Origin of the sequence: Sphingomonas sp. Xoc002 (assembly GCF_050408055.1) — a bacterium.
GTDB classification, from domain to species: Bacteria; Pseudomonadota; Alphaproteobacteria; order Sphingomonadales; family Sphingomonadaceae; genus Sphingomonas; species Sphingomonas yabuuchiae.
Genome location: NZ_CP191175.1, coordinates 3,624,450 through 3,635,895 on the forward strand (window position 1 = coordinate 3,624,450; position 11,446 = coordinate 3,635,895).

At 66.7% G+C, this 11,446-nt stretch carries 10 protein-coding genes; 8 read left to right on the plus strand and 2 right to left on the minus strand.

All coding sequences use genetic code 11. From position 1 onward, the window contains the following. Positions 1-2: 2 nt before the first annotated feature. The 7 genes from ACQR50_RS16565 to ACQR50_RS16595 all read left to right on the plus strand — a co-directional run bounded on the left by ACQR50_RS16565 (position 3) and on the right by ACQR50_RS16595 (position 7,168). Positions 3-599 (plus strand): ribonuclease HII, encoded by a 597-nt coding sequence (locus tag ACQR50_RS16565; RefSeq protein ID WP_428969152.1) that lies wholly within the window; start codon positions 3-5, stop codon positions 597-599. 338 nt (positions 600-937) lie between these two features. Further along, a complete protein-coding gene (locus tag ACQR50_RS16570; protein ID WP_428969153.1) occupies positions 938-2,077 on the plus strand; it encodes a site-specific DNA-methyltransferase in 1,140 nt (379 codons plus the stop codon). 140 nt (positions 2,078-2,217) lie between these two features. Then, positions 2,218-3,273, plus strand: a complete 1,056-nt coding sequence (gene folP, locus ACQR50_RS16575) for a dihydropteroate synthase (RefSeq protein WP_428969154.1) — start codon at positions 2,218-2,220, stop codon at positions 3,271-3,273. Between the two features lie 39 nt (positions 3,274-3,312). Beyond that, positions 3,313-4,074, plus strand: a complete 762-nt coding sequence (locus ACQR50_RS16580; protein WP_056435726.1) for an exonuclease domain-containing protein — start codon at positions 3,313-3,315, stop codon at positions 4,072-4,074. Positions 4,075-4,152: 78 nt separating this feature from the next. Then, positions 4,153-5,667 carry a sensor histidine kinase gene (locus ACQR50_RS16585; RefSeq protein WP_428969155.1) on the plus strand — a complete coding sequence of 505 codons (1,515 nt, stop codon included), beginning with the start codon at positions 4,153-4,155 and terminating at the stop codon, positions 5,665-5,667. Then, entirely contained in the window at positions 5,668-6,111 is a 444-nt protein-coding gene (locus ACQR50_RS16590; protein ID WP_042485336.1) for a response regulator, read from the plus strand. A gap of 10 nt (positions 6,112-6,121) precedes the next feature. Then, the gene (locus tag ACQR50_RS16595) at positions 6,122-7,168 is read left to right on the plus strand and encodes a sensor histidine kinase (RefSeq protein WP_076714031.1); all 1,047 of its coding nucleotides are present in this window, start codon (positions 6,122-6,124) and stop codon (positions 7,166-7,168) included. Between the two features lie 403 nt (positions 7,169-7,571). Here the strand turns inward: ACQR50_RS16595 and ACQR50_RS16600 are convergent, their stop codons facing one another. Both ACQR50_RS16600 and gyrB read right to left on the minus strand, forming a co-directional pair. Further along, complete coding sequence (locus ACQR50_RS16600) at positions 7,572-8,321, minus strand: class I SAM-dependent methyltransferase (protein WP_428969156.1); 750 nt, start codon at positions 8,319-8,321, stop codon at positions 7,572-7,574. Positions 8,322-8,443: 122 nt separating this feature from the next. Then, positions 8,444-10,936, minus strand: coding sequence for a DNA topoisomerase (ATP-hydrolyzing) subunit B (gyrB, locus tag ACQR50_RS16605; RefSeq protein WP_428969157.1), 2,493 nt, complete (start codon positions 10,934-10,936; stop codon positions 8,444-8,446). A gap of 195 nt (positions 10,937-11,131) precedes the next feature. Between gyrB and ACQR50_RS16610 the strand changes: the two genes are divergently transcribed. Beyond that, on the plus strand, positions 11,132-11,359 hold the full coding sequence (locus ACQR50_RS16610) for a hypothetical protein (protein WP_428969158.1): 228 nt from the start codon (positions 11,132-11,134) through the stop codon (positions 11,357-11,359). Positions 11,360-11,446 lie beyond the last annotated feature (87 nt).

Genomic DNA, 11,446 nt, shown 5'->3' on the forward strand with positions numbered 1-11,446 from the left:
TCATGGTCGATCACAGTTTTCCCGCCCCCCTGTGCGGCGTGGACGAGGCGGGTCGTGGACCGCTGGCGGGGCCGGTGGTCGCCGCCGCCGTCATCCTGCCCGAGCGGGACTGCCCCCCCGGCATCAATGATTCCAAGAAGCTGACCGAAAAGACGCGCGCGCGCCTCTGCGCCGAGATCCGGTCTTGCGCGATCGTCGGTGTCGGCGTGGTCCATCCCGAGGAGATCGATCGGCTCAACATCTATTGGGCGACGATGAAGGCGATGACGCTCGCGGTCGATGCGGTGGTCGAGGCGCTGGGATGCCATCCCGCCCATGTGGTGGTCGACGGCAACAAGCTGCCCAAATGGGGTTATAGCGCCACCGCGATCGTCGGGGGCGATGCCAAGTCGCTGGCGATCGGCGCGGCCTCGATCGTCGCCAAGCATGTCCGCGACGAGATGATGATCGCGGCGGCGGCGGAATGGCCCGCTTATGGCTGGCACAGCAACAAGGGCTATGGCTCGGCCGTCCATCTGGCAGCGCTGCGCGAACATGGCCCGACGCCGCTCCACCGCCGCAGCTTCGCGCCCGTGGCGCAATGTTATCTGGATTTGTGACGCCCCAATTCCTCCCCATCGTCAGATGGGGAGGGGGACCGCGCCCGCAGGGCGTGGTGGAGGGGCATGGCCGATCCGTCAGCCCCTCCACCATCGCTGATGCGATGGTCCCCCTCCCCAAGCTCAGCTTGGGGAGGATTTTAGGTTAACCGCGAGTCGCAGCGGCCACACCCCACTCCCTTGGGGGCGAAGTTATCCACAGCCCCAACATCTGCCACGAAATCGCAACACGTCATCGAATCTGGCGGAATCGCGCGAGTCGCTGACACGAATCGCCTCTTGACGTGCGACTCGTTCCGGGTGGATGCGAGGGTTCGAGGGTAGAAGGAACGGGTAGCATGGGGGTGATCCAGACGGTGGGAAAGCCGATCGGGACGCGGCCGGTATCGGCGCACCGCGAAAGCGACCTACCGCTCGACCAGATCCTGATGGGCGATTGTATCGCGGCGCTCCGCTCGCTGCCCGACAAGTCGGTCGACATGGTGTTCGCCGACCCGCCCTATAACCTCCAGCTCGGCGGCGAGCTGTTCCGCCCCGATGGCAGCCATGTCGATGCCGTCACCAACGCCTGGGACAAGTTCGACACCTTCGCCGCCTATGACGCCTTCACCCGCACCTGGCTTGCGGAATGCTACCGCGTCCTGAAGGACAATGGCTCGCTCTGGGTCATCGGCAGCTATCACAACATCTTCCGCGTCGGGACCGCGGTGCAGGATCTGGGCTTCTGGATCCTCAACGACATCATCTGGCGCAAGTCGAACCCCATGCCCAATTTCAAGGGTACCCGCTTCACCAACGCGCATGAAACGCTGATCTGGGCATCGAAGGGTGAGAAGGCGAAATACACCTTCAACTATCGCTCGATGAAGACCCTGAACGACGAGATCCAGATGCGCTCGGACTGGGAGTTCCCGATCTGCGGCGGTCAGGAGCGGCTGAAGAAGGACGGGCACAAGGTCCATCCGACCCAGAAGCCCGAGGCGCTGCTCTATCGCATCCTGCTCGCCTGCACCCGGCCCGGCGACGTGATCGCCGATCCGTTCTTCGGCACCGGCACGACCGGCGCGGTCGCCAAGCGGCTGGGTCGCCGCTGGATCGGGATCGAGCGCGAGCCGACCTATTGCGCCGCCGCGATCGAGCGGATCGAGGCCGCCCTGCCGCTCGACGAAAGCGCGCTGGCGACGATGCAGAGCCCCAAGGCGCAGCCCAAGGTCGCGTTCGGAACGTTGGTCGAGAATGGCTATCTGCTGCCCGGCATGCCGTTGATGGATGCCAAGCGCAAATGGCGCGCGACGGTGCGCGCGGACGGGTCGCTGCTGTCCGAATGCGGGCAGGCGGGGTCGATCCACCGGCTGGGCTCGGTGTTGCAGAACCGGCCGACCTGCAATGGCTGGACCTTCTGGCATTATGAGCTGGAAGGCGCGCTGAAGCCGATCGACGCGATGCGCCAGACCTGGCTGCTGGCGACGCAGCCGTAACCCCATATTCCTCCCCTGGAAGGGGAGGTGGCAGGGCGAAGCCCTGACGGAGCGGTGTTACGCTATCGAGAGGGGGACACCCCTCCGACGCGCTGCGCGCGCCACCTCCCCTGCAAGGGGAGGAATAAGAGGAAGACACCATGCACCTGCGCCCCGTCCAATTCGTCGACACCCCCGTGGGATTGGAAGACGGCAGCGTCGCGCGGCTGGCGGGCGGGATGCAGTGGTTCGCGGCCTATGAGGTTCGCGAAGGCACAAGCCGCCGCATCGTCCCCGTCGCGCGGTTCGCGGAGGAACTGGGCGGCTCCCCCCGCGCCCGGGCGCTGCACGTCGCCTTCACGTCGCCCCGTGCGCCCTGGGTCATGGGTCCGCGCACCCTGCGCTTCGACCAGCCGCAGGTCGCCGCGATCCTGAACGTAACCCCCGACAGCTTCTCCGACGGCGGCAAGCATATCGGCGACCCGGCCGCTGCCGTCGACAGCGGCATGGCGATGGCGGCAATGGGCGCGGCGGTCATCGATCTGGGCGGCGAGTCCACCCGCCCCGGTGCCGCGACCGTCTGGGAAGGCGACGAGATCGCGCGCACCGCCCCCGTCATCGAGCGGCTGGCCAAGGGCGGCGCGCTGGTGTCGATCGACACGCGCAAGGCCGCCGTGATGGAGGCCGCGCTGGTGGCGGGCGCAGGGATCGTCAACGATGTCGCCGCGCTTCTCTGGGACGACCGCGCGCTGGAGGTGGTGGCCAAGGCGGGCTGCCCCGTCATCCTGATGCACTCCCCCGACCCCGACAAGGGCGGCCATGGCCGGGTCGGTTATGCCGATGTCCTCACCGATGTGTTCGGCTGGCTGGAGGCACGCATCGCGGCGGTCGAGGCGGCGGGGGTTCCCCGGTCGCGGATCATGGTCGATCCCGGCATCGGCTTCGGCAAGTCGCTGGCCGACAATCTGGCGCTCATCAACGGCTTGGCCATCTTCCACGGCCTGGGCTGCCCGATCATGCTGGGGGCCAGCCGCAAGCGGATGATCGGCGCGCTGTCGAACGAGGCCCCGGTCGATGCGCGGCTCGGCGGATCGCTGGCGCTGGCGATCAAGGGCGCGGAAGCAGGAGTCCAGCTGATCCGCGTGCATGACGTGGCGGAAACCGTACAGGCGCTGCATGTCTGGCGGGGCTTACGCGACCGCGCGCTGATCGGATAAGCCCTCGCTTTTCGGGGCTCGAACGCCCACATAGGGGCGATGCAGCGTCCCCAGCCCCAGATCATCCGCGTCATCGACCTGGAGACCACCGGACAGGCCCCGCCCACGCACGGCGTGTGCGAGATCGGCTGGCAGGATGTCGCACTGGGCAAGGACGGCCGCTGGGAGCTGGAGGGCGAGGGCGGCAGCATTCTCGTCAATCCCGGCCGCCCCATTCCGCCGATCACCCAGGCCATCCATCATATCCTGGACGAACAGGTCGCCGACGCCCCCTGGTGGCATGACGTCGCGCGTCGCGTGCTCGATCCCTGGCCGCGCCGCCTGGCGCTGGCGGCGCATCGCGCGGATTTCGAGCAGCAATATTGCACCCCGGCCATGACCCAATCGGCCGACTGGATCTGCACCTGGAAATGCGCGCTGCGCCTGTGGCCCGACAGCCCCAGCTTCTCCAACCAGGTATTGCGCTACTGGCGCAAGCCGCACGGACTGGTCCATGAGCGCGGCCTGCCCATCCACCGCGCCTTCCCGGACGCCTATGTCACGGCACATCACCTGCGCGACCAGCTGAACGAGGCGAGCCTGGCGCAGCTGCTGGAATGGTCGCGCAGTCCGGGGCTGTTGCCGCGTGTCCGCTACGGCCCCGATCGCGGCAAGGACTGGCGCGAGATCGACGAGGACTCGCTGATCGGCTTCCTCAGCGACCGCGATCCCGACGTCCGATTCACCGCCGAGACCGAGATGGCGCGGCGGCGTGGCGGCGGTCATGTCGGGCGGCCCAGCCCGCAGGAACTGCTGCTGTAATGCCACGTTTAATTGATACCGTAATGTTGACGTAACGGCTCTGGCGTCGCTGCTTTTCCTTCGATAAGGCATGGCGCCATGCAGGGGTCTCCCACGCTCGCACCGGCCGAAAATCCCATCGGCCGCATCCTGGTCGCCGCCATGGCGATCGGCTTTCTGGCGCTGCTCGTCGCGGCGGGCGCGGCGGGTTATGTCGTGCGCCAGACGAACCGGCACAGCGACTGGGTCATCCACACCTACCGCGTCGAAAGCGTCCTGATCGAGGTGCGCCGTCTGGCCGAGCAGCAGGAGACCGCCCGGCGCGGTTACATGCTGGCGGGCTCCCAGGCCTTTCTGAACAGTTTCGAGCGCGCCCATACCGAGCTGACCCCGCAGGTCGACGAACTCCGCCGACTGACCGCGGACAATCCGCGCCAGCGTGCGCCGATGGCGATGGTGGAGCAGCGCCTCGCCGATCTCGACGCCGCGCAGCGCCAGACCAACGCCCTGGTCCAGCAGGGGCGCGGCGCCGATGCGCTGCGCCAGTTCCGTGCCGACAGCGGTTTGCTGCGGATGCAGAAGCTGCGCCACGTATTCGATGCGATGGCGCGCGAGGAACGCCGCCTGTTGGCCCTTCGCGATGCCGAGCAGGTCGCCAGCCGCCAGACCTTCTCCACCGTCATGGCGATCGCCGCCTTGCTGTTCGTCGCGGTCGCGGTCGTCACCTTCCTGACGATCCGCCGCTACACCCGCGACCTGCATCGTTCGCGCAGCGCGCTCGCCGTGCTCAACGCCACGCTGGAGGATCAGGTCAAGGAGCGGACCGCCGACCTCGCCCTGGCGAACGAGGAGATCCAGCGCTTCGCCTATATCGTCAGCCACGATCTGCGCTCGCCGCTGGTCAACGTCATGGGCTTCACCGCTGAGCTCTCGGCCGCGACCCAGCCACTCGCCGAGCTGATCGACCGCGCCGAGGCGGAGGCGCCGCAGATCGTGACCGAGGAAGCGCGACTGGCGGCACGCGAGGACCTGCCCGAGGCAATCGGCTTTATTCGCACCTCGACCGCCAAGATGGACCGGCTGATCAACGCCATCCTGAAACTCAGCCGCGAAGGCCGCCGGGTGCTCGCGCCCGAGATGATCGCGCTGGACCATCTGGTCGAACAGATCACCGATGCGATCCGCCACGTCATCGACGATCGCGGCGTCACCGTGACGATCGAGCGACCGATGCCGGTCGTCGTCAGCGACCGCATCGCGCTGGAACAGATCCTGTCCAACCTGATCGAGAATGCGACCAAATACCGCCACCCGTCGCGCCCCGCCGAAGTGCATGTCTCCGCGCAGGAGACGCCGGGCCGGGTCATCGTGGCGGTGCGCGACAATGGCCGGGGCATCGACCCGCGCGACCATCAGCGCATCTTCGATCTGTTCCGCCGCTCGGGCCAGCAGGACCAGCCGGGCGAGGGTATCGGCCTGGCCCATGTCCGCGCGCTCGCCTATCGTCTGGGCGGTACGATTTCCGTCGAATCCCAACTGGGTGAAGGCGCGACCTTCTTCCTCTCGCTACCCCCCACCCTTTCCATTGCCCCTCCCCCCCAGGAAAGTGCCTGAATGAACGACCATCGCTCCGTGGGCATCGTCATGATCGAGGACGATGAGGGCCATGCCCGCCTGATCGAGAAGAATATTCGGCGCGCCGGTATCCTGAACGACATCCGTCACTTCACCGACGGCACCACCGCACTGGAATATCTGTTCCACGCGCCCGACGGTCCGGCCAAGAGCGGCCCGGCGATGGTCCTGCTCGACCTGAACCTGCCCGACATGAGCGGCACCGACATCCTCGCCAGGATCAAGGAGGAGAACAGCCCGCTGCGCCGCGCGCCGGTCGTCGTGCTGACCACCACCGACGACAAGGTCGAGATTCAGCGCTGCTACGATCTGGGCTGCAACGTCTATATCACCAAGCCGGTGAACTATGAGAATTTCGCCCAGGCGATCCGCCAGCTGGGCCTGTTCCTGTCGGTGATCCAGGTGCCCGAGGTCGAGGGCTGAACGCCCCGTCATGACGACCGGCGCGGCCCCCCGCATCCTCTATATCGATGATGACGACGCGCTGCGGCGGCTGGTGTCGCGCGCGCTGGGGCGGCATGGCTATGACGTGGCGTCCGCCGCCTCGGGGGCGGAGGGCGTCGCGATGGCTGGTGCGGGGACGGCGGAGGGCGGCTTCGATCTGGTCGCGGTCGATCATTATATGCCCGGCATGGACGGCCTGGAGACGCTCGCCGCGATCACTGCGCTGCCCGACCCACCCCCCGTGGTCTATGTCACCGGATCGGACGAGGGGCGCATTGCCGTCGCCGCGCTGAAGGCAGGCGCGGCGGATTATGTGGTGAAGACGGTCGGCGAGGATTTCTTCGATCTGCTCTCCGCCAGCTTTGCCCAGGTGCTCGACCGCGCCCGACTGGAGCGCGCCAAGGCGGCGGCCGAAGCCGAGTTGCGCGCCACCAATGCCCGGCTGGAGGCGATGCTAAGCGAGGTGAACCACCGCGTCGCCAACTCGCTGCAACTCGTCTCGGCGATGATCGGGTTGCAGAAGGGCGTGCTGACCGACCCTCGCGCCCGCGACATGCTGGAGGACACCCAACGCCGCATCCGCGCGATCGCGCAGGTGCACCGGCGGCTCTATACCGCCAATGACGTGGAACAGGTCGACCTGCGCGACTATCTGGGTTCGCTGATCGAGGAACTGGGGGAAAGCTGGTCGAGCGATGCCCTGCCCCGCACCCTGACCCTCTCGGCCGAGCCGATCCGGGTGAAGACCGACCGCGCGGTGTCGATCGGGGTGATCATCACCGAACTCGTCACCAATGCCTGCAAATATGCCTATCCCGATGGCGGAGGCGAGGTGCGGATTTTCGTGAACGAAGCCGATGGCCATTGCGTGCTGACCGTCGAGGATGACGGCTGCGGCATGGCAGCGGACCAGAAGCCGCAAGGCACGGGGCTGGGCGCGAAGCTGATCCGGGTGATGGCGCAGAGCCTGCAGACGGCAGTGGAATATGACCCGGCGCATCGCGGGGTCCGGGCGGTGTTGCGGGTGCCGGTCTAGACTCTGAAGACCTGAAATGGCCCCACCCCTCCCCTTCAGGGGAGGGGCCGGGGGTGGGGCGCTTCGGCAAGCGCGGCGTTCGTGGAAAGTCCCCACCCCAACCCCTCCCCTGAGGGGGGCTCACATTGACTCAGCGTAATGTCATCCTGCTTTAGGTCTCACGGTTGCGGGTGGTCCGTGGCCTTCGACTTCGCTCAGGCTGAACAGCTATCGTGGAAGAGCTACTCCCTCGCTCCGTTCAGCCTGAGCAAAGTCGAAGGCCAAGCCCTGCCCTCTCCGCGCATCACGCCCCTCCCGTTTACGGGAGGGGATGGGGGAGGGAACGCCACAAGCGACCGTCTCTACGAGGCACCCGCCCTCCCCAAACCCCTCCCGCCTGCGGGAGGGGCTTAAGTCTTCGATCTCAAGGCTTGCGGAACTTGTAGACGAACTGGTCCGTCCGCCCGCGAATGGCGGGATCGAAGACATTCTTCGAATGATCGTCCGCCGGATTGCGCAGCACCTTGCTCTCGCCGACGAAGCGGAAGCCGACCGACTGGACCTGCCGCTTCACCGCCTCCGGGTCGATCCGGTGCGTCGTGTTGGTGTTGGCCAGCCCCTTGCCCACCGTATCGGCGTGGTCGATGATGACATAGGTGCCGCCGGACTTCAGCAGCTTGAACACCGCCTGATCGAAGGCGCGCAGCGCGGGTTCGGCCGCATCCTTGTTGGCGACGTCATGATAATTCTGGACGGTCCAGAACAGGTCGACCGGCTTGTCGGCGGCGGGCAGGTTGACCGCCTGCACCTGCGCGGTCGCATTGGGCAGGTTCCAGCCCTGGATCGTGCCCAGCGACTTCTCGGCATATTTCTGCCCGGCGGCAGGCCAATAAGCATAGACATGGCCCTTCGGCCGGACGACGCCCGAGAAGATACGCGTCCAATAGCCCTTGCCCGGCAGGTAATCGATCACCGTGTCGCCGGGCTTCACGCCGGAAAAGGCGAGGACGGCGGCGGCCTGTCGCCGTTCGTCGTCCCCCGCCTGATCGGCGCGTGCGGGGTCGGCCAGCGCGGCGGTGATATAAGCCGGGACCTTGGCCGGAGCGGCAGGCTTTTGCTGCGCCACCGCGACGGTGCCCGCCGCCAGCATCAGTCCCAGTGCGATCGCCTTCATGCCTGCTCTCTCCTCGACTGTTCTATTCCCCCGCCCCGTTCAGCCTGAGCGCAGTCGAAGGCCACGCGATTCCCTTAGGCTTCGACTTCGCTCAGCCCGAACGGAGGGCGGACTACTTTGGCTTACACGTCCAGATTGGCCACGTTCAGCGCATTGTCCTGGATGAACTCGCGACGCGGCTCCACCACTTCACCCATCAAACGGCTGAACACCTCGTCCGCCGCCGCGACATCGTCGGAGGTCACGCGCAGCATCGAGCGGACCGCCGGGTCGAGCGTGGTTTCCCACAGCTGCTCGGCATTCATCTCGCCCAGACCCTTGTAGCGCTGGATCGCCAGCCCCTTGCGGCCCGAGGTCAGGATCGCCTCCAGCAGCTGGCTCGGCCGTGCGACGCGGGTTTCGCCGCGTGCGAGCGTTGTGGCGTTGCCGTCCTCATCGGTCGGCACGACATCCGCCGACGGCTCGGTCGCAGCTTGGCGCAGCGGCACCAGCTTGGCGGCATGGGCGAAGCTCTCCGCCTGTTCGGCGGCCAGCGTGTGCAGCTTGCGCGCCTCGGCCGAGGCGATGAAGCTGGCCTCGACGATATGGTGGTCGGTCACGCCGCGCCACAGCCGCTCGAAATGGACGCCGCCATCTTCCGTAAGACGCGCCGACCAGCGCGCTTCGTGATCGCCCGACTCCAGACGCCGCGTCGTTTCGGTGACCGTCGCCATGCGCTGCTCGCGGGTCAGCACGGGGTCGAGCGCACCCGCCAGCGCCAGCACCTCGATGATCGAGGCATCGTAGCGGCGCGGCACGTACCGCATCAGGGTCCGCATCCGCCGCGCATGATCGACCAGCGTCTTCAGGTCGTTGCCCGACCGCGCGCCGCCCGCGCCCTCCAGCACCATGGTCGAGACGCCCGCCTCGACCAGATATTCGTCGAGTGCCGTATCGTCCTTGAGGTAGACTTCCGACCGCCCCTTGGTCGCCTTGTAGAGCGGCGGCTGGGCGATGTAGAGATGCCCGCGCTCGATCAGCTCGGGCATCTGGCGATAGAAGAAGGTCAGCAGCAGCGTGCGGATATGCGCGCCGTCGACGTCTGCGTCGGTCATGATGACGATCTTGTGGTAGCGCAGCTTGTCCGCGTTGAAGTCGTCGCGGCCGATGCCGGTGCCCATCGCCTGGATCAGCGTGCCGATCTCCTTGGACGAAATCATGCGGTCGAACCGCGCGCGCTCGGTGTTCAGGATCTTGCCGCGCAAGGGGAGGATCGCCTGGAAATGGCGGTTGCGCCCCTGCTTGGCCGAACCACCGGCCGAGTCACCCTCGACCAGAAAGAGTTCGGACTTGGCGGGATCGCGCTCCTGGCAATCGGCCAGCTTGCCGGGCAGCGAGGCGATGTCCATCACGCCCTTGCGCCGGGTCAGCTCGCGGGCGCGCTTGGCGGCCTCACGCGCGGCCGCCGCGTCGATCACCTTGGCGATGATCGCGCGGGCGTTCTGCGGATTTTCCTCCAGCCAGTCGGCCAGCTTGTCGGCGATCAGCGATTCCAGCGGCTGGCGCACCTCGGAGGAGACCAGCTTGTCCTTGGTCTGGCTGCTGAACTTCGGGTCGGGCAGCTTGACCGAGACGATCGCGGTCAGGCCTTCGCGCATGTCGTCACCGGTCAGCGTGACCTTCTCCTTCTTCAGGAGACCCGATTTGTCGGCATAATTGTTGAGCGTACGGGTCAGCGCCGCGCGGAACGCCGCGATATGGGTGCCGCCGTCGCGCTGCGGGATGTTGTTGGTGAAGGCGAGGACGTTTTCATAGTAAGAATCATTCCACTCCAGCGCCACATCCATGCCGATCGCATCGCGCTGGCCATGGATGGCGATGGGTTCGGGGAAGAGCGGCGACTTGGAGCGGTCCAGCCACTTCACGAACGCAGCGATTCCGCCCTCGTAATAGAGCTCGACCGTCTTGGGCTCTTCGTGCCGTGCATCGGTCAGGAACAGGCGCACGCCCGAATTCAGGAAGGCCAACTCGCGATAGCGGTGTTCGAGCTTGGCGAAGTCGAACTCGGTGATCTTGAACGTCGCGGGCGACGGCAGGAAGGTGACGCGGGTGCCCTTCTGCCCCGGCTCGGCCTTGCCGACGACCTTGAGCGGCGCGACCGCGTCGCCGTGGGCGAAGCGCATGTAATGCTCCTCGCCGTCGCGCCAGATGGTCAGGTCCAGAAATTCGGACAGCGCGTTCACCACCGACACGCCGACGCCGTGCAGACCGCCCGACACCTTGTAGGCGTTGTCGTCCGACGTGTTCTCGAACTTGCCGCCCGCGTGCAGCTGGGTCATGATCACCTCGGCCGCCGACACGCCCTCTTCGGGGTGGATGCCGGTCGGGATGCCGCGGCCGTTATCGGTCACGCTGACCGAGCCGTCGGCGTTCAGCTGGATGTCGATGCGGTCGCAATGCCCCGCCAGCGCTTCGTCGATCGCGTTGTCCGAAACCTCGAACACCATGTGGTGGAGGCCCGAGCCGTCGTCGGTGTCGCCGATATACATGCCCGGCCGCTTGCGTACCGCGTCGAGGCCCTTCAGCACCTTGATCGAGGAGGCGCCATATTCGTTCGTCTGGGGGGTATCTGCCATAGCGAGTATATAGGAATTACAGGCCCTCAGGGAAAGCGAAATGGGAGGGGCGGCGGCCCTTTCGCCCGCCCTGGCGCCGGGCGGCAAAACCCGGCGACGACCCGCCGTTCGTGACGCCGATTTCATGCCCCGATCGGGAGCCGGACGCCCCGTTTGCGCGTATCCCGATCCCGCTTCTTGGCATCGGAGACGGCGATGACCGGCAAGGCCTTATTCTTCCCCATCCTGCTGGCGACGCTCGCCGCCGCCCCGCTTTCGGCGCAGTCGCTGCGGCAGGACTATCCCAGCTGCAACCTGACGCAGCAGCGCGCGCTCAAGGGGCCGGTCGGCGGCACGATCCGCGATCCCCGCCAGGCCCATATCGCGATGCGCGCCGATATCCTTCAGGCGGATATCGGCACCACGCGAACCGCTTCGTGGTGAAACAGGGATTTCTGAGCGCGGGCGAGACGGCGAGCTACGACCGGGCGCTGGATGGGGTGGCGAGGCGGGTCTGTCGCGGGTGATGGT